Source organism: Acinetobacter sp. CY17, from assembly GCF_059515825.1.
This window is the reverse complement of sequence record NZ_JCAKMX010000010.1, coordinates 81,310-100,432: the sequence shown is the minus strand read 5'-3', so window position 1 is coordinate 100,432 and position 19,123 is coordinate 81,310. Positions and strand designations below refer to the sequence as shown.

General features: G+C 41.3%; 18 protein-coding genes. 8 read left to right on the top strand and 10 right to left on the bottom strand.

The annotated features are described in order from the left end of the window. Positions 1-41 precede the first annotated feature (41 nt). The 5 genes from AC5YCI_RS09090 to AC5YCI_RS09070 form a co-directional block, all read right to left on the bottom strand. Positions 42-1,772: a hypothetical protein gene (locus AC5YCI_RS09090; protein ID WP_496129364.1), complete on the bottom strand. Its 1,731-nt coding sequence runs from the start codon at positions 1,770-1,772 to the stop codon at positions 42-44. A gap of 9 nt (positions 1,773-1,781) precedes the next feature. Beyond that, the gene (locus AC5YCI_RS09085; RefSeq protein ID WP_496129365.1) at positions 1,782-1,961 is read right to left on the bottom strand and encodes a hypothetical protein; all 180 of its coding nucleotides are present in this window, start codon (positions 1,959-1,961) and stop codon (positions 1,782-1,784) included. Positions 1,962-2,157: 196 nt separating this feature from the next. Next, the gene (locus AC5YCI_RS09080; RefSeq protein ID WP_496129366.1) at positions 2,158-2,319 is read right to left on the bottom strand and encodes a hypothetical protein; all 162 of its coding nucleotides are present in this window, start codon (positions 2,317-2,319) and stop codon (positions 2,158-2,160) included. Between the two features lie 197 nt (positions 2,320-2,516). Continuing rightward, the gene (locus AC5YCI_RS09075; protein ID WP_496175443.1) at positions 2,517-2,765 is read right to left on the bottom strand and encodes a glycine zipper family protein; all 249 of its coding nucleotides are present in this window, start codon (positions 2,763-2,765) and stop codon (positions 2,517-2,519) included. A 178-nt stretch (positions 2,766-2,943) separates the two neighbouring features. Further along, positions 2,944-3,606, bottom strand: a complete 663-nt coding sequence (locus AC5YCI_RS09070; RefSeq protein ID WP_496129368.1) for a DsbA family oxidoreductase — start codon at positions 3,604-3,606, stop codon at positions 2,944-2,946. A gap of 163 nt (positions 3,607-3,769) precedes the next feature. Here AC5YCI_RS09070 and AC5YCI_RS09065 point away from each other — a divergent pair, with 163 nt between their 5' ends. The 4 genes from AC5YCI_RS09065 to AC5YCI_RS09050 all read left to right on the top strand — a co-directional run bounded on the left by AC5YCI_RS09065 (position 3,770) and on the right by AC5YCI_RS09050 (position 7,781). After that, positions 3,770-4,516, top strand: a complete 747-nt coding sequence (locus AC5YCI_RS09065; RefSeq protein ID WP_496129369.1) for a hypothetical protein — start codon at positions 3,770-3,772, stop codon at positions 4,514-4,516. Positions 4,517-4,591: 75 nt separating this feature from the next. Further along, complete coding sequence (locus tag AC5YCI_RS09060) at positions 4,592-4,864, top strand: hypothetical protein (protein WP_496129370.1); 273 nt, start codon at positions 4,592-4,594, stop codon at positions 4,862-4,864. Positions 4,865-4,916: 52 nt separating this feature from the next. Next, complete coding sequence (locus AC5YCI_RS09055) at positions 4,917-6,269, top strand: 8-oxoguanine deaminase (protein ID WP_496175442.1); 1,353 nt, start codon at positions 4,917-4,919, stop codon at positions 6,267-6,269. A 150-nt stretch (positions 6,270-6,419) separates the two neighbouring features. Further along, entirely contained in the window at positions 6,420-7,781 is a 1,362-nt protein-coding gene (locus tag AC5YCI_RS09050) for a nucleobase:cation symporter-2 family protein (RefSeq protein WP_496129372.1), read from the top strand. Positions 7,782-7,832: 51 nt separating this feature from the next. On the opposite strand, the gene AC5YCI_RS09045 is transcribed toward AC5YCI_RS09050, so the two are convergent. The 3 genes from AC5YCI_RS09045 to fadB all read right to left on the bottom strand — a co-directional run bounded on the left by AC5YCI_RS09045 (position 7,833) and on the right by fadB (position 11,979). Beyond that, complete coding sequence (locus tag AC5YCI_RS09045) at positions 7,833-8,420, bottom strand: hypothetical protein (protein WP_496129373.1); 588 nt, start codon at positions 8,418-8,420, stop codon at positions 7,833-7,835. A gap of 223 nt (positions 8,421-8,643) precedes the next feature. Continuing rightward, positions 8,644-9,813, bottom strand: a complete 1,170-nt coding sequence (gene fadA, locus AC5YCI_RS09040) for an acetyl-CoA C-acyltransferase FadA (RefSeq protein WP_496129374.1) — start codon at positions 9,811-9,813, stop codon at positions 8,644-8,646. A gap of 12 nt (positions 9,814-9,825) precedes the next feature. Continuing rightward, positions 9,826-11,979 (bottom strand): fatty acid oxidation complex subunit alpha FadB, encoded by a 2,154-nt coding sequence (fadB, locus tag AC5YCI_RS09035; RefSeq protein WP_496129375.1) that lies wholly within the window; start codon positions 11,977-11,979, stop codon positions 9,826-9,828. Positions 11,980-12,463: 484 nt separating this feature from the next. Here fadB and AC5YCI_RS09030 point away from each other — a divergent pair, with 484 nt between their 5' ends. Next, complete coding sequence (locus AC5YCI_RS09030; RefSeq protein ID WP_496129376.1) at positions 12,464-12,838, top strand: lysozyme inhibitor LprI family protein; 375 nt, start codon at positions 12,464-12,466, stop codon at positions 12,836-12,838. A gap of 40 nt (positions 12,839-12,878) precedes the next feature. Here AC5YCI_RS09030 and AC5YCI_RS09025 read toward each other — a convergent pair whose 3' ends face one another. Continuing rightward, positions 12,879-13,922 carry an AAA family ATPase gene (locus tag AC5YCI_RS09025; protein ID WP_496129377.1) on the bottom strand — a complete coding sequence of 348 codons (1,044 nt, stop codon included), beginning with the start codon at positions 13,920-13,922 and terminating at the stop codon, positions 12,879-12,881. 170 nt (positions 13,923-14,092) lie between these two features. Between AC5YCI_RS09025 and uvrC the strand changes: the two genes are divergently transcribed. The 3 genes from uvrC (at position 14,093) to AC5YCI_RS09010 (ending at position 17,241) form a co-directional block, all read left to right on the top strand. Next, a complete protein-coding gene (gene uvrC, locus AC5YCI_RS09020) occupies positions 14,093-15,898 on the top strand; it encodes an excinuclease ABC subunit UvrC (protein WP_496129378.1) in 1,806 nt (601 codons plus the stop codon). A gap of 139 nt (positions 15,899-16,037) precedes the next feature. Beyond that, complete coding sequence (gene pgsA, locus AC5YCI_RS09015) at positions 16,038-16,625, top strand: CDP-diacylglycerol--glycerol-3-phosphate 3-phosphatidyltransferase (RefSeq protein WP_122898948.1); 588 nt, start codon at positions 16,038-16,040, stop codon at positions 16,623-16,625. Positions 16,626-16,656: 31 nt separating this feature from the next. Beyond that, positions 16,657-17,241 (top strand): alpha-ketoglutarate-dependent dioxygenase AlkB family protein, encoded by a 585-nt coding sequence (locus tag AC5YCI_RS09010; protein WP_496129379.1) that lies wholly within the window; start codon positions 16,657-16,659, stop codon positions 17,239-17,241. On the opposite strand, the gene AC5YCI_RS09005 is transcribed toward AC5YCI_RS09010, so the two are convergent. Beyond that, a complete protein-coding gene (locus tag AC5YCI_RS09005; protein WP_496129380.1) occupies positions 17,238-19,040 on the bottom strand; it encodes an ABC transporter ATP-binding protein in 1,803 nt (600 codons plus the stop codon). The genes AC5YCI_RS09010 and AC5YCI_RS09005 overlap by 4 nt on opposite strands. Between the last annotated feature and the right edge of the window lie 83 nt (positions 19,041-19,123).

Below are 19,123 nucleotides of genomic sequence, written 5' to 3'. Positions count from 1 at the left end.
AGGCAATTAAAAGCAAGATATTGCTACAAAATTACAGCAATCTAACTGCTTTGCTGGCAAATGGCTTGGTAAAGCGTAAGTGGATCGACAGGCTGTGCTAAGGTCTGAATGACCTCTTGAATAAGCTGCCAACTCACGCCTTGCTGACGATCAAGTATTAAATAAGGGTAAGCAATTTCATTGAAGGGCAAATGCAAACGCTGATCACCGTGAATAACACGAATTTTTTGGCGTTCTTTGAGCAGTAACAGCGGTGTATGAGTTGTGGCTGGTGCTTCAATAAATTGAATAAATTTATGTGTTTGAATCAGATGGAGTGGAATAAATGGATAATAGGGTTCCTGACTCCAAATTAATTCTGCTAGTGCATCATAGGTATAAAATAATTTATCAAAATCAAATAGATTCTGCTCTAAGTTGGGCCAGTCAATACGGCTGACAGCAGCCAACTTATTGGCTTGAGCATGACTGAAAATATGTGCCAAACGAATGGCTTGTAATTCACCTTGAGCACCAAACAAAGCTAAATATTTGACAAAACGACCTTGTCTATCGGTTTGTTCGGCTAAATAAATTGGTTGCTGAAAGACAGTGTTGATGTCCTGATCATGGAGCAGTAGATCAACATGTTCACACTCAATATGTTGAGGTTGGATGCGATAGAGCTGCTTTTCACGTGCAGCTTCAAATGAGAGTGCACTAATTTGACAAGGGTAGCCCTGTATCAGCAAATCTGGCAAAGCTTGTGTTTTTTTAAAGCGTAAGTTTTTCGAGCTAATCTTTGTGCTGCTTATAACCGCCCGTTCAGTAGGTGATGACTCACTATTAAGCGAAATGCGCTGCAATTGTTGTAAATCTTCTAGTCCTGTAGAGGGATGTGCTGCGGGCTTAAAATCAAATGCTTCAAAACTTGGCTCACGGCTTACTTGAGTAAGATTTGGCGCTACTGCCCCAAATGCTGCGGGAATATGCAGCGGAGGGGTTAACTTTAAATCTAAAGGCTCTAGACCTAAGTCAAACGACAGACCTTCGCTAATATCAGTCTCTTGTTTGCGTAATAAACGGCTCAGCTTAGGCGAAGGCGGTTGATTGGAGTCAAATACAGCCTCCTGCAAAACGCGTTTTTGAATCTGCTGTTGAGTATTATGCTGAGTCAGATCTGGCAAATGACTTACAGGAATTCGCATCGCTTGCTCAAGCTGCTGCGTCCGTGAAGAAACGGGTTCATGCTGCTGTGCCACATGGGGGTGATCTGCATTTCGTCCCATATTGTGTGGTGCGACTTGAAGCTGCTCAGGATCTAGAGCATCTTCAGGTGCTGCTACATGCGCTTTAAAACATTGATATTTCATTTGCTGGCTGACTAACCATGCATAGACACTTTCTAGCTCACCACTGTCACTAATTAATAAGGTTTGATTTGGCATTTGCAGCAGCCAAATTTGCCAACCTTCGCTTGGTTCATACAGCAATGCCCAACTCGATTGATCTTGTTGATATAAAATATCTTCTAAAGTACGATCTTTGCTAAAGACGCCACAACAAAATTCACGATAACGACATTGGTAGACGAAATCTTGAGCATATAATAGCGGTTCGAGTTGTTGTTGTTTTGGGCTTTTTTGTTGCAATACATAGCTACACAGTTGCTGTATTTCCACTATACGCTGCTTAGAACGAGCATGATCAAAATAAGACAAATTGCCATTCTCTAAACTTCTAATCAGTTCAGACAATTCTTGTGTTAATAATGCTTTATCTAAGGGCTTCATTTGGCTTCTCTACAGATACTCTTGCGCTTGTTTTAAATAACTGGCCAATAGTAGGTTGCTGGCAAGATCAATAATTTCGTATTCGGTCGAATCTGGATGAGGATGTAATAGCGCAAGTTCGACTAAACGTTCTAAACAGATCGCTTGAGGCGCAATTTGACCCTGAAGTAAGGCTTGTAATTCTTGCATAGGATTAATTTAAAAAGAAAAATATAAAAATGAATAGGTATTTAATTATAGAGTTTTCGATTCAAAAAAGGTAAATAGATACGAGTCTTTATTATACATATAGTCTAAGCTTATAGAATACAACAATAATAATGCAACTTAATTTTGCATATACACATACAAAAGGCAGAAGATGATCTGCCTTTTAGGATCTATTTTATTCTGCGCTGGTTTCAGTGGCGGATTGTGTTTGCGGATTAGATTCAGCTTTAACATCCTGACTTTGAGTAGGGAAATAAGGTAAATACACAATTTCAGCAGCTGCATGTGTTGCCAATGCCAATACAGTAGTTGCTAAGAAGACACGAATAGTATTCATAATATTAACCTTCAATTTGAGAGATATGTTCAATATGAACCGATTGAAAAATCAAATGAAGTTTAATGAAAAATAAACACAGGTAAATAGATTTAAGATGAATGGCAAGTCATTTTATTGTTATAAATCATATAATTAGAGTTTTTATTCTAAATTTGGAGCTTAAGTCTAAGCTCCAGATTTATAGGCTTAAGTTTTTAATATTTAGGCTTATTTAGACATTTTTTTTCATAGACCTTACCGCCAATGGCCCCAATAATTGCACCACTAATGGTTCCAAATACAGGTAATACGCTGCCTGCAACTGCACCAATTAAAGCGCCCTTCGCTGCAGGTGAAAAGCGCGATTTTTTAATGGGACAACTGGTGTCTTCTTGTTGTCGCTCTTGTGAAGGAGCATCGTCTAAAGCTGGATTGGGTTGTTGTAGATCATCATTATTTAGCATTGTCTTATTCGCCTCTGGTTTTATGCTATATATTGGATGTTTCTTAGCCTAAAGCGATTTTTTGATTGGGTGTGTAAAAAGGCCAACGCTTTTTGTAAATAAATGCTGCTAATGTAAAAAATCCCCAGTCTTACTGAGGATTTAAGCTTATTTATGTGAAGAATTAAAGCTTAGCGCCTTAAGCATCATCCTGTTCTGGTGCTTTTACTTCTGGAATCTGTTGGGCTTTTTCTAAGACTTTTAAAAACACATCACGTGGCTGTGCGCCAGCAAGAGCAATACGTTGGTCAAAGACAAAAAATGGAACGCCAGTCACTTTGAGTTGATCAAGAGCAACTTCTTGGTCAAATTGAACAAAGTCGGCAAATTCATCTGAATCAAGTAGATCATCAACTTCAACAGGATTAAGTCCAATACGCGCTGCGACATCCTCTAAGGTTTCGCGTTCGCCAATCGCTAAACCTTGGGTCATATAGCTATAAAATAAGGCTTCTTTGGCTTCATTACCTAAGCCTTTGCTTTGTGCCAAATGAATCAAGCGATGAGCATTGAAGGTATTGCCTGAATTGGCGTGTTGCCAGTTAAATTCAATCCCCTCAGCTTTGGCCATATCAGCAATATTACGCTGCATTTCTTCAACTTCAGCCACGGTACGACCATACTTTTGTGCAAGACGTTCAGTATTGGAAATGCTTTGACGCTCAGGTGCTTCAGGGTCTAACTGATAACTATGCCAATGTACTTCTAAGTCAACGCCTGCCTCTGCAGCAACTGCTTCTAAACGTTTCTTACCAATATAGCAAAACGGGCATACTACATCTGACCAAATATCTACGCGCATGGGACTTCTCAAATTCTATTTAAACTTTACATGAGGCTGATTGAGTAAATTTAAAGTTTTATGCTTGGAAAAAAATAGCGCAAAATATATTTAATGAAATTTTGGCGAAAAACACAGCAATGTAGGTATGATAAATAAAACTCAGCAATACTAGGAGCTGTCTATGCGCCGCGTGGTTGTGATCATTAGTACTGTGACTTTAGTGATTTTTGCTACCTTATTTTACCAATACAAACAACAACAAAATGAAGTGGCTCAGTTACATCTGTATCAAAGCGTACTCTATGAAAAAACTGAGCAGTTATATTTGCAAGCTCAGGACTGGCAAAAACCTATTCAAATGAGCACCCAAGATCAGCGTCTAAGTGGTGATTATCGAGTAATGGCAGACTTTATTTTAACTTATTTAAAAGACAATGCTGAGGCACGTAATTTATATTTGCGTGAACTTAAAAGTATTGGTTGGGATGAGTTTTTAGAGGTGAAGCGTTTAAGTATTGATAAAAAAAATCAGTACCAACAAACTCAGCAGATGCTAGATCATGCGCGTAGTTTGGCGCAGCAGTATGAACAAAATAGACTTGAGCGCCATCAGAAAGCTTTAAGTGCAGCCAAACACTTAGATATTCAAAGTCATTTAAAGCAGACCTTATTTGAGGGTCTAGAATACAGTGATGATCAGCAGAGTAATGCTGTATTTGCTTTGGAGCAACAGATTTTAGCCAAAGCTGAAGCAATGTTTGTGATTTTAAAGGCGCATCGTTGGGAAGCTCAACAAGGTAAGTTCTTTTTTTATGAGGATCAACCTTTAGCGCAATTTAATCAGCTCTATCAGCAAGTGTTAGACCTGAATAGTCAGATTGAAAGCATAAAAAACACGCATAAAGCCGAAGTGGAAGCTAAATTGTAAGTAGCGCTTGTCAGCAAAGTGTCAACAGCATAGATTAAACTGATACAACGCCATAACAACAATAAGAGTTTAAAAATGCTAAATACAACCTATTTGCCTGATTTAAAAGCCTACTATGTGCAATTTATTCATAGTCCAAAGCGCCCACAGCTGAAACGTCTAACTCATTGGGGGAAGCAGCGGTTTTTCTTGGCACAATATTTTGATGTGGTAGAAGAAAGCTATGAAAGACAGCAGATTGTACTGCGTTATCAGCAGCATTATGTTGAGCTAAATTTAAACCAAGCCCCTGACTTTATGAATCAAAGCGCTTACTTGGATTGGCTTAAACAACAACTTGCGCTTTAAGTCTTGGTATAGCTTTTGCATTGCTTGAGCTTTTGACTTGAGATAAGTTGTCATGTCTAGACTATGGATCAAACAGCCCTTAGCCGTATTTACCGGAAATGACTTAGATGCCAGTAACGGCATTGTCATTGAAGGCCAGCACATTGTAGAAGTACTCGGCCAAGGGCAATTGCCTAGCCAACCGGTCAGCGAAATATTTGATGCCAAAGATTTGGTGGTTTTACCGGGCTTGATCAATAGCCATCATCATTTTTATCAGACTTTAACTCGTGCTTGGGCGCCTGTGGTGAATGTGCCCTTGTTTCCATGGTTGGTTAATTTATATCCTGTTTGGGCACGTTTAACCCCTGAGCAATTACATGTGGCTACTCAAGTGGCATTGGCTGAGTTGTTGTTATCTGGCTGTACCTTTGCCGCCGATCATCACTATTTATTTCCGCAGCAATTAAGCGATGCCATTGATATTCAAATCAATGCCGCACAAGACCTAGGCATGCGCGTTATGCTAACCCGTGGTTCAATGAGTTTGGGGCAAGCAGATGGTGGCTTGCCGCCACAACACACTGTACAAGATATGCAGGTGATTTTAGAAGATAGCCAACGTTTGGTGGAAAAGTATCATCAGCGTGGTGCAGGGGCAATGGTGAATATTGCATTAGCGCCGTGTTCGCCTTTTTCTGTTACGCCAGAGATTATGCGCGAAAGTGCCAAACTCGCAGAACGCTTAGATGTACGTTTACACACCCATTTAGCCGAAACCTTAGATGAAGAGCAATTTTGTTTACAGCGCTTTGGTTTACGCACAGTTGATTACTTAGAAAGCGTAGGCTGGTTACAAAATCGCACTTGGTTGGCGCATGGGATTCATTTTAATGCAGACGAAATCACGCGTTTGGGGCAGGCGGGAGTTGGCATTTGTCATTGCCCACATTCCAATATGCGTTTGGCTTCTGGAATCTGTCCAAGCCTTGATTTACTGGCAGCAGGCGCGAAAATTGGCTTAGGCGTCGATGGTTCGGCATCGGGTGATGCTTCCAATTTAATCTTAGAAGTGCGCCAAGCGATGTACTTACAACGGCTCAAATATGGTGCAGAAAAAATCACCCCAGAGTTGGCTTTAGGCTTTGCGACTACAGGTTCGGCACAAATTTTAGGTCGTAGCCAAGATTTAGGTCAAATTGCGGTGGGTTATCAGGCCGATTTCGCTTGCTATAAGCTTGATGAATTAAAATTTTCCGGTAGTCATGACCCAATTGCAGCATTATTACTTTGTGGGGCAGATCGTGCCCATGATGTGATGGTGGCAGGTCAATGGCGAGTAAGGGCTGAGCAGATTCAAGGTATTGATATTGAAGAATTAAAATTTAAACATCGTGCTGCAGCCAAACAACTGTTAATGGCTTAAAATTACTTTATTTTTCAATTATATTTTCAACCTATTAAGTTCTGTTGTTGTCGGGAAGTTGCTCAGCTTGGCATATATATTGCTCCATGCCTTTTTAATCAGTTGCCAAGTGTTGGCAATTCACAAAAATGACAAGGGATGGGGCAGAATATGAGCGATCCAAAAAATACATCTCCCGAACATGAGTTTTTAGGGGTAGGTACCAGTTTTACCTATGGGTTACAGCATGTACTCACCATGTATGGTGGGATTGTTGCGCCACCACTGATTGTAGGTACAGCAGCAGGTTTAACTGGCGCACAGATTGGGATTCTAATTACTGCATCTTTATTTATTGGCGGTTTAGCCACTTTATTACAAACCTTAGGGGTGAAATACTTTGGCGCGCAGTTGCCTTTAGTGCAAGGCGTGTCTTTTGCAGGTGTTGCCACCATGATTGGCATTGCGACGACGGGAGGCGGCTTTAATGCCATTTTAGGCGCGGTGATCGCCTCATCTATTATTGGTTTACTCATCGCACCATTTTTTGCCAAAGTGATTCGCTTTTTCCCACCTGTGGTGACCGGCTGTGTGATTACCATTATTGGTCTATCGTTATTACCTGTGGCAGTACGTTGGACCATGGGTGGTAATAGTAATGCGCCAGATTGGGGTTCATTACAAAACATCGGTTTAGCCGCCATGACGCTTGGTATTTTACTGTTACTCAGTCGTTTTGGTTCAGAAGCTATCCGTCGTACAGGAATTTTGCTGGCCATTGTTTTGGGTACGATTTTGGCCTATGCACTTGGTTTTGGTGATTTTTCTAAAGTGGGTGATGGGGTGTGGTTTGCAGTACCTGAGTTTTTAGGCTTTGGTATGCCAACTTTCCATTTGTCGGCTATTTTAGCTATGACCATTGTCATGATTGTGACTTTAACTGAAACCACAGCAGATATTATTGCGGTGGGTGAAATTGTTGGCACAGAAGTGGATGATAAGCGTATTGCCAATGGTTTACGTGCTGATATGTTGTCATCAGCCATTGCACCGTTCTTTGGTACGTTTATGCAAAGTGCCTTTGCTCAAAACGTAGGATTAGTTGCGATTACAGGTGTCAAAAGCCGTTTTGTGGTGGCAGCAGGCGGTTTAATTTTGGTGTTTTTAGGCTTATTGCCAGTGATGGGACGTTTAATTGCCGCTATTCCAACGCCAGTTTTAGGTGGGGCAGGATTAGTGTTGTTTGGTACGGTAGCAGCCAGTGGTATTCGTACCCTTGCGAAATTAGATTATAGCCAGCAAAAGAATTTGATTATTGTGGCCACTTCTTTGGCAGCAGGGATGATTCCTATTATTGATCACTCTTTTTATGCACAGTTCCCTGTATGGTTTAAAACTTTATTCCACTCAGGTATTAGCGCAACATGTGTAATGGCAATTTTACTTAACCTATTATTTAACCATACTCATTTTGGGCACAAAATTGTGGGCGAGAAATCAAATTTGCCTGTGTTGCCTAAGCACGAACATTAAGAATAAACATAAAAAAAGGATGGTTTTAACCATCCTTTTTTTTATTGCAGCTTAAGCAAATTTGCTTTTAAACCAAGAGAAAATTGATTTTTTCTCTTCAGTTGCTTCTGCTTGTACTTCAGCTGTTTTTTCAGCAGCTTCTGTTGCGATCTGTGCTTTTTCAGCTGCTGCTTTTTGCTCTACAGCAGTCACTTTGTCAGCAGCTTGTGCTTGTACTGCAGCAGTTTCAGTTTGAGCTTGGGTATTTACAGCTGTAACTTTAGCAACAACAGCATCTTTAGCTGCTACAGTTTTTTCAGCAGCAACTTGTTGTGCTGTTACAGCTTTTGCGACAGCAGCATCTTTTACTTCAGCAGTTTTAGCTACAGCATTAGCTACAACAGCATTTTTTACTTCAGCTGTTTTAACCACAACAGCATCTTTAGCAGCTAGCGTTTTTGTTACAGTTGCTTCTTTGACTGCCACCGTTTTTTGAGCTGCTGCTTGGCCTGTAGCAAGAGCATCTGCTTTAACATCCTGTAATTGTGTAGTCACTGTTTGTTTTAAAGTTACTGGTGCAACTGGCGCAGTTGTTTGTGCCATTGCTGCAGTTGAGCCAGCCACCAAAGTTACAGCCAAAACTGTTTTGATTGCGTTCATGTGTATCACTCTTTAAAAAAAAGATAAAATTAAGGTGTTGATACTAACGCTAAAATTTTAAAGCTTTATAACAAGAAAAATTTAAAAAGATGATTTTGCGTGAAAAATACACTAATTTAACAATCTTATAACAGGATGTTGCAAAGGGGATACAGAGTGGGTTTTTCAGCAGTCCATAAAAAATCCCCCGCATAAAGCGAGGGATTTTTTAATATTTTATAACTTAAACACGTTCAATAATGGTCGCGATGCCTTGACCGACACCGATACACATGGTTGCTAAACCAATTTGAGTATCTTGTTGTTCCATCACGTTGAGTAATGTAGTGGTAATACGTGCACCTGAACAACCCAGTGGATGACCAAGCGCAATCGCACCGCCATTTAAGTTTACGATGTCTTGCTTATCAAATAGATCTAAACCTTTAAGTACTGATAAACCTTGTGCAGCAAAGGCTTCATTCAGTTCTACAGTTTGAATATCGTTAATTGACAAGCCTGCACGTTTTAACGCTTTTTGCGTTGCAGGGACAGGGCCATAACCCATAGTCGCAGCATCACAACCTGCCACAGCCATAGAGCGAATTACGGCACGCGGTTTTAAACCTAAGGCTTGCGCGCGTTCTGCCGACATTAACAGCATTGCTGATGCACCATCCGATAATGCTGAAGACGTTGCCGCAGTGACATTACCTTTTGGATCAAATACAGGGCGTAAACCACGGAAAGTTTCAATGTTGGCGTCTGGACGAATCACTTCATCGATGTCACATAACACTTTGAAACCAGCGGCATTATGGCCTTCAATGGCAATAATTTCGTTTTTAAAACGACCTTCTTGCGTGGCAGCCCAAGCACGTTGATGCGAAGTCACACCAAACTGATCTTGTTCTTCACGCGTAATATTAAACTGACGACCTAAAAGTTCTGCAGTTAAGCCCATCATATTGGAAGCTTTAGCAAAATATTTAGATGACTCAGGGCTAATATCAATGCCATGACCCATAGGAATATGGCTCATATGCTCGACACCACCAATGATAAAAATATCACCTTGGTTGGTTGCGATTTGTGCTGCTGCCGTGTGGATGGCTTGCATAGAAGAACCACATAAACGGTTAACAGTTTGACCTGCTACAGTTTTTGGTAGTTCAGCCAATAATGCTGCATTACGGGCAATGTTAAAGCCTTGCTCTTGGGTCTGACCGACACAGCCCCAAATCACGTCTTCAATTTCGTTTACATCAAATTGGTTACGAGCAACTAGAGCACGAATCAGATCAGCTGATAAACGTTCTGCACGTACATTACGGAACATACCGTTTTTGGTTTTACCCATTGCTGAACGTACGCCATCAACGATGACAACGTCACGAGGATTTAAAGTAGCCATTCGTGTCGCTCCTTAACCGTAAAATTTCTTGTTATTAGCAGCCATGTCGCGCAGCATTTGTGGCGCTTCGTAGCCTTTACCTAAGTGTGCATATTTGTCACAAAGCGCGACGTATTCTGCAACACCTGTTTGGTCGATATAACGACATGGACCACCGCGGAATGCAGGGAAGCCTACACCCATAATCATGGCCATATCGGCTTCAGCAGGGGTTGCCACGATGTTATCTTCTAAGCAACGGACGGTTTCGTTGCAGAAGGTAATCATCATACGGTCAATAATTTCGTCGGCATCAAATTCGCGTTTTTCAGCAGTGACACTTGGGGCAATCACGTCATACGCTGTTGGGTCAACAGTTTTGGCTTTTTTGCCTTTTTTATCCAGTTCGTATTTGTAGAAACCAACGTCGTTCTTTTGACCTAAACGCTTGGCTTCATACATCAGTTCAATCGCGCCTTTAAAACCAAGTTGCATACGGTCAGGGAAGCCTTCTGCCATCACTTCTGCGCCATGTACGCCAGTATCAATTCCCACAACGTCCATGAGGTAAGCAGGACCCATCGGCCAACCAAAACCTGACATGACTTTGTCAATTTGTTGGAAGTCTGCACCGTCACGGATTAATTGATCAAATGCGCCAAAGTACGGGAACAACACACGGTTCACTAAGAAACCTGGGCAATCATTAACCACAATTGGGGTTTTACCCATTTTTTGTGCCAATACAACCGTGGTGGCAATGGCTTCTGGTGACGTTTTTTCACCACGAATCACTTCTACCAATGGCATCAGTGGCACTGGGTTAAAGAAGTGCATACCGACAAAGTTTTCAGGACGTTCTAAGCCTTCAGCCAAGCGTGTAATTGAAATGGTTGAGGTATTTGAAGCAATAATGGTATTTGGCCCAACTTTGCTTTCTGTTTCACGTAGCACGATGTCTTTGATTTTTGGATTTTCTGTGACCGCTTCAATCACAATGTCCACGTCTTTAAATTCGTAGTAGCCTAGAGTTGGACGGATACGCGCCAAAGTTTCGCCCATTTGTAGAGGCTTCATTTTTTTGCGTTCAACTTGTTTAGTGAGCAGTTTGGTCGCTTCATCCATACCCAAAGCCAGCTGCGCATTACCAATATCTTTCATGATAATTGGTGTGCCTTTACTGGCTGCTTGGAAAGCAATACCACCACCCATGATGCCAGCGCCAATCACGGCTGCTTGCTTAACTTCATGCGCGCCTTTTTCGTATTTCTTCGAAGTTTTCTTGACCACTTGGTCGTTTAAGAACAAACCAATCAGCGCTTCTGATTGTGGTGTAACCGCTGCTTGAGCAAAGGCTTTGGCTTCTTCAGCTAAGGCTTCATTACGGCTTAAGCTCGCGCCTTTTTCTAATGAATCAAGCAGGAGTTTTGGTGCAGGGTACTGTGCAGGTTTGGCTTTAGCAAACACTACGCCTTTGGCTGAGTTAAAGGCCATGATTTGTTCAATGGCGTTTAACTTCACCGGCTCTAATTTTTCTTGGCGTTTAGCTTTCCAGTCTAAACGACCTGCAATGGCTTGCTTGACTAAGTCAATTGCTGCATCTTGCAGTTGCTCATGCGCAACCACAGCATCGACAGCACCTTCTTTCAGTGCTGCTGGGCCACGACGTGGTGCTGAAGTCGTAATCCACTCGACCGCGTTATCGACACCAATCACACGGCTTAAACGCACCGTACCACCAAAGCCTGGGATTAAGCCCAGTTTTACTTCTGGTAGGCCGACTTGTGCTTTGTCTGACATGACACGATAGTCACATACCAGGCACATTTCAAAACCACCGCCTAAAGCTACACCATTAATAGCAGCTACTTTAGGAATATCTAAATCTTCAAATGCATTGAACGTGTTATGTAGTGCTAACACCCAGTCCACAATTGCATCTTCGCCTGCGGCAAAGGTGGTTCCAAATTCAGTGATATCAGCACCGACAATAAAAGTCGATTTACCTGAAGTCACAATCAGACCTTTAACACTGCTATCGGCTTTTACAGCGTCAATTGCAGCTTGAAAGTCATCAATGGTTACACGGTTAAATTTGTTAACCGACTCACCTTGTAAGTCAAAGCGGAATTCTGCAATTCCGTCCGTAAGCATTTGGACGGTAATGGCATTGCCAGCGTGGATCATGCCTGATCTCCTTTATTCTGGAGGACTTTTTAGGTTAATGTTGTGAAGTGTGTGCGTATATTCCTGCGCACATCAAACTTGCTTCATCTTACGATAACTTTGTGTCAAAAAAACATCACAAATGCTATCTAGCTGTGACGCGAGGGTCATCTATTTATCTAGAGTTTCACCTCAAGCTTATATAGGGATTTTGTAACGCTTGTTTTAAGACAAATTTGAAGCAGCTGTTTCTATTTAAGTTTTTGTCATAAGACATGCTTTAGATTTAAGCAAGAATGTTCAGATTTGCAAGCAATTTTATCTTAGCTTTTAGTCAATATGGTCAATCACTAAGTTACAGCAGAGTTTTGCGCTTTTATTTGGGCTTGCTAAATACATCAAGCCTATAGAATCAAAGTGGCTAGCATTTTGTGGCTTGCCTGCTTATGCTGCTTTTAATATTTAGCTAAGATGTTCACTCTATTTCTTAATGAAGATTCAATCTATGAAAAATATAATAAGCAAAACTTTAGTGATTGTTCCTGCGCTATTACTCAGTTCAATGAGCTTTGCAGATTGTGATAACAACTTAAATCAAACCGATTTAAATATATGTACCGCGCAAGAATATAAAAAAGCGGATCAAAAGCTAAATAAGCTGTATCAAGCCTATACAGCCAAACTGAGCAATGCTCAGCGTAAACAATTTACCGCCATCCAAAAATCTTGGGTGAATTACAAGGACAAAGACTGCCACTATGCTGCCCAAGATTATAAGGGGGGCTCAATTTATCCAAGTCTATTAAACAGCTGTTTAACCGAAAAAACTGAAGATCGTATTGATGATCTAGAAGATTATTTACAAGAACAAAATCGTTAATGTATGACAAAAGACCACGCTGTATGCGTAGTCTTTTGATTTAAGTTATTTGAAAATGACCATTTTGGTAATCAAGGTTTAATTGAAATACATCAGGATGTTGTAAAAAATATATAGCCAACACTGGTTCAAGTTCGGTACGGATTTTACGCCCCAAATGGCGTGCGCCATAACGAATGTCATGATCTTGATAAAAATGTGCTTTGGCGGCATCAGTTAAACGCACTTGGCGTTTTTGGTGCTGTAGACGTTGATTGAGTTTAGCCAGTTCAATCTCTACTAAACGCGGTAAGGCATCGTCTTGTACTGGTGCATAATGCAAAGTGCGATCAATACGGTTTAAAAATTCAGGATCAAACTTACGCTGCATGACTTTTTCAATAATGCTTCGTGTTGGAACACGTTTTAAACATAAGTCTTGCATTTTCTTGGGTAAGAAGTTGAGTTTATCGAGATATTGCTGCGCCGCCTGCGCACCGACATTACTGGTCATAAAGATCATGCAATTACGAAAATCTATGGTTTTTGTGCCAGCGGTTAAGGTCAGTTTGCCCGTGTCTAGCACGTTCATTAAGCCGCGCAGGACTTCAGTCGATGCTTTTTCTAGTTCATCAAACAGCATAATGCCAGGGCGAGTATGACTCCCTGCAATTGCTGTTTCGTCAAATAAGCTATGACCTTCTTTAGAGCCCACATAACCCGGAGGGGCACCAGTGAGTGCCGCAGCATAATGTTCTTGCGCTAGGGTATTCATATCAATACGACAAAAAGCATCTGGACGACCATAAATCGCCTCGGCAATTAAACGTACTGTTTCTGTCTTGCCTACACCTGTTGGCCCTAGCATGAGGGTCACTGCCAAAGGACGTTCAGGATTAGAAAAGTCAGCTTTCACCACATGCAGCATTTTTTCAATTTCGTTCAGCGCGGCATCTTGGCCAATAATACGTTCACGCAATTTTTGCATCACTTGAGCAGGTTCAAAGTGAAAACGTGGTTTACCAATCAAGCGGTCTTTTTCTGAAAGACTATGGGTGGATGTGGCTGGTTGAATAATATGCATGGCAGGTGAAGATTGCGTCATAACATGGTTTCCCTAAAGCAGGGTTTAAGCATAGCAAAAATGTGCTGCTAGACCCATGAATTTTACTGATCATACAAGTGGTTAAAATTGCTAAGCTACATTTATTGGCTTGAAAGTTGAGCTTGAATCATCACATTATGTCCATAGAGATTGCCAGTTATAGGTTTTACGTGAACGAAAATGCCCGTCCTCATATCGAAAAAATCTTAGCCAACATGACCACTTTACCGGGGGTGTATCGCATGCTGGGCAAAGAGGGCGAATTGTTATATGTGGGTAAGGCTAAAAATCTAAAAAATCGTGTCTCGAGTTATTTTGTTAAAACCATTGAGCATCCTAAAACTCAAGCGTTGGTGGCGCGAATTTATGATATTGAAACCTTGGTGGTGCGCTCAGAAACCGAAGCCTTATTGCTGGAGCAAAATTTAATTAAGCTGCATCGTCCGCCCTATAACATTATGCTGCGCGATGATAAATCTTATGTCTATATCTATGTTTCGGCTGATAAACCTTATCCACGTATTGCCAGTGGACGGGGAAAAGGCAAACATCAAGCAGGGAAATTCTTTGGTCCTTATCCAAGTGCTGCTAATGCCAAAGATACGCTGCTGGTTTTACAAAAATTATTTAATGTACGCCAATGTGAAAATAGCTACTTTGCCCAGCGTAAACGCCCATGTTTGCAATACCAAATTAAACGCTGTAGTGGACCCTGTGTCGGGTTAATTTCGCCTGAAGATTATCAGCAAGATGTCGCCAACTCGCTACGTTTTTTACAAGGCGATACCAAAGAGCTGAATCAAGAATTAATTGGTAAAATGGAGACGGCAGCGGAAAGCTTAGAATTTGAAAAAGCGGTGTTTTATCGTGATCGTTTGGCGCTGCTGCGTGATGTACAAGCCAATCAAGCTATTTATAAAATCAAAGGTGAAGCGGATATTTTAGCGATTGCCTATCAAGCTGGTGTGACCTGCGTGCAAATTATGCATGTGCGTAATGGCAAAATGTTGGGTGGCAAAAGCTATTTTCCAGATATGCAAGGCGATGATTCGGGGCAAATGCTGAATGATTTTATCGCTAATTTTTACTTTCAGGTCGCTGATGAAGTGCCGAGTGAATTGATTGTGAATGTGGAATTACCAGATCGCAAAGAACTAGAGCAAGGTTTAAGTCAGCAATTTGAGAAAAAAATTCAAATTAAACATAAAGTGCGTGAAACCCGTGCCGAATGGCAAGAATTAGCCGAAATGAATGTACAACATGCGATTAAAGTGCAACTGGCCAATCATTTAGAACTCAATGAGCGTTTTCACCAACTAGAACAGGTGGTGGAGCGTCCTATTGATCGGATTGAATGTTTTGATATCTCGCATACCATGGGTGAAGCGACCATTGCCTCTTGTGTGGTGTTTGATAGTGGTGGTATGCGTAAACGCGATTATCGTCAATTTAGTATTGAAGACATTACTGAAGGCGATGATTATGCTGCGATGCGTCAAGCACTCACACGACGTTATCGCAAACATCTATTGCCAGATTTACTTTTGATTGATGGGGGTAAAGGGCAACTGAGTATGGCCATGCAAGTGATGCAAGATTTAGGACTCACTGAACAGGCCTTTTTGGTGGGTGTATCCAAAGGTGAGGGGCGTAAACCGGGCTTAGAAACCTTACATTTCACCGATGGACGTAAAGTACAGTTGCCTGAAGACCATAAAGCCCTGCACCTCATTCAGCAGGTACGCGATGAAGCGCATCGTTTTGCCATTACCAAGCATCGTGCTAAGCGTGATAAACGCCGCAGTTCTTCGGTATTAGAAGCCATTCCCGGTTTAGGGCCAAAGCGGCGCCGTGATTTACTCACTCATTTTGGTGGGATTCAAGGGGTGCTTAAGGCATCGGAAAAAGATTTAAGTTTAGTGCCGGGTTTAGGTGCTGTGATGGCGCGCACAATTTATAAGGTGTTACACGAATAAACTCAAGTGACTCAACTAGGGCTATTGGTTACAGCTAGTGACACTGTGGGTCATTTCGTATAAAGTGGCGCTATTCACACGAAAAAACCAAAATCATTGGCTGGTTTGATTACAGCATGGGGAAGCGTTGGCGGTGTCTATGACAACAGGTCGTATCCTGAATATTCCTAATATCTTGACCTTAGCGCGTATCGCGTTAATACCCGTATTTTTGCTGGTTGCCTATTGGCCACCGGCGGTAGGGGTGGATGGTCACGACGGTAGCATGACGCGCCATATTGTGCTGACCGCAATTTTTGTTATTGCAGCAGTGACCGATTGGTTTGATGGCTATTTAGCGCGTACTTTAAACCAAACCTCAGCCTTTGGACGCTTCTTAGACCCTGTGGCAGACAAGCTCATGGTCGCAGCTGCCTTAATTGTGTTGGTGCAATGGCAGCCGACGATTTCAATGGCATTTGCGGCAATTGTGATTATTTCGCGTGAAATTACCGTCTCGGCTTTACGTGAATGGATGGCGGAATTGGGCGCGCGTACCAGCGTTGCTGTGTCTGCGGTGGGGAAATATAAAACCGCCTTTCAAATGATTGCGATTTCAGTCTTTTTACTCAATTGGCCGCCGCTTGAAACCTTAGCGTATTTACTGCTGTATACAGCGGTGATTTTAACGCTGTGGTCGATGTTTATTTACTTAAAAGCAGCATGGCCATACTTAAAACAGCCGTAAAATAAAAGCTCCTCGCTGAGGGGCTTTTTTGATGAGCTACAAAAATTATTTACCTTATGATGGTATTGTTGAAGATTATGGGCTGATTTTTAGCGCCCAAGAGGCTGCCGATTGGTTTAACTATTTACAGCATCAATTGCCATGGCAAGCCGATGAAGTGCGCATTTATGGCAAGCATCATGTCTTAAAACGCTTAGTGGTGTGGTATGGCGATGCAGGGCAGAACTATCAATATTCAGGGATCGAGCGTATTGCGCTGCCATGGTCTGATGCAATGTTGCAACTCAAACACTATATTGAACAGCTGACCCAAAGCCAATTTAATTCCTGTTTAGCCAATTTTTATCCCTCAGGTAATGAAGGTATGGGTTGGCATAGCGATGATGATATGTCGCTCGAGCCAGAAACTACAATTGCATCTTTAAGTCTGGGCGCCAGTCGTAAATTTTATTTAAGCCATAAACATAGCCAAGAAAAAGTGAGCTTGGATTTAGCAAGCGGACAATTAATTGTCATGCGTGGTCAAACCCAGCAGCATTGGCAACATCAAATTCCTAAAATGCTGCGTGTGCGTGAGCCACGCATTAACCTGACTTTTCGGCAATTTTTGCTTTAGCTATGGGTTTCTTCTTCGCTATCATCTTCAAAGGTTTTGGCAATTTTTTCAATGTTTAAGCTTTTGGCCATGGCATCAAAAATTTCTTTATACACGCCATCTTGGTGATAGAGTGCCTCATGTTCACCGTGTTCGGCAATCCGACCTTCTTGCATCACATAGGTATAATCAGCATCAATAATTTGCGATAAACTATGGGAAATAATCACCACGGTGCGGCCTTGTTTAATTTCATCCAAACTTTGCTTAATTTGTTCACTGGCAATGGCATCTAAACTTGCGGTTGGTTCATCTAAAAAAATAATCGGTGGATTTTTTAAAAACATGCGCGCAATGGCAATCCGCTGTTGCTGTCCGCCAGAAAGCATCAAGGCATCACTGTGATAGCCCTCAGGTAATTGTAAAATTTGGCTATGAATTGAGGCTTTTTCTGCTGCCAAATAGACCTCTTCTTCTGTGGCATTCATTTTGCCGTAACGGATATTGTCAAAAATAGAGCCTTGGAAAATATGATTTTTTTGTAGCACCAAACCAATTTGATCACGCAGATATTGGGTGTCTATATGGTTTAAGTCTACGCCATCTAAAGTAATACTGCCGTCTTTAGGTATATAAAATTTATCCAGTAAACTAATTGAAGTTGATTTGCCTGCGCCAGATAAACCCACCAAAGCGGTAATTTTGTTGGGTTGAATGCTCATACAAATGTCTTTTAGTGCATGATGACCATTAGGGTAAAAGAAATTGACATTCTTTAGTTGAAATTCACCGCGAATGACGGGTTTTTGTGCACCACTGGCTTCAATTTCATCATCCGCTTCTAAAATTTTAAAGAAGCTTTCTGAATAAATCATGGCGTCATTGACTTCATCATAAATACGATGCAAGGAACGAATTGGGGCAGAAACATTATTAAAGAGCAACACATGATACATAATCATGCCAATACTCATTTTCCCATCCAATACAAAATAAGCAGTTAAAATAATGATCAGCACAATGCCAATTTGCTCAATAAAGGTTTTTAACCCATCAAAGATAAAACTGGTTTGCCGGGTCTGCATTTGGTTTTGGGTCAGCTCACGCTGTAAGCTTAATTGTTTATCAGATTCAATTTTTTCCCGATTAAAGGATTTAATCACGGTAATAGAGTTAATAATACTTAAAATGCCTTGGCTTTTTTTCTCGCGTCCATCGCGTAAATTTCGCCGCCAACCGCCCAGTTTTTGCGCTTGGCGGTAGGTCAGCCAAAAGTAAAGCGGCACAATCGCAGTGGCGACCAAACCCACATAGATATTGGCATAGTACATTAAGCCTAAAGCCACAATGGCACTGGTAAATAAGGGTAAAATATCAATAAAAAAGATTTGCACTAAACGGGTCAGTGAGCCAATACCACGGTCAATACGGGTTTGTAGTTTACCTGCTTGGTTATTATCTTGATTAAAAAAGCTCAGTTGATAGGTGAGAAATTTCTCAATAATGCCTTGGGCTAAATCTTGTGAGACAAAGATTCTGAGTTTCTCGCCATAAAATTTTTGCCCAAATTGTACAAAGGCATTGATGATTTCTTTACTAAGTAAAATCACCGAGATCGTGATTAAAATATGCCAACCGGCATCTAGACCTAAACCTTGTTCAAGCAAGGTATTAATTTGATCGACAGCATATTGTAAGGTCAAGGCATTAACCTGAGCGGTAAACGCAGCAATAAAGGTTAATGCTAAAGTGGCAAAAACTAATAACTTATAGGGCTGTACAAAAGGACGTAATTTTTGAAACAGTTGCCATAAATTCATAACGACAGCTTTATTGTTGTAAAGTCATTTTAGTGTAGCGAGATCTGATGCTTAAACTGTGGAAAAATTGTCAAAAAAAAGCC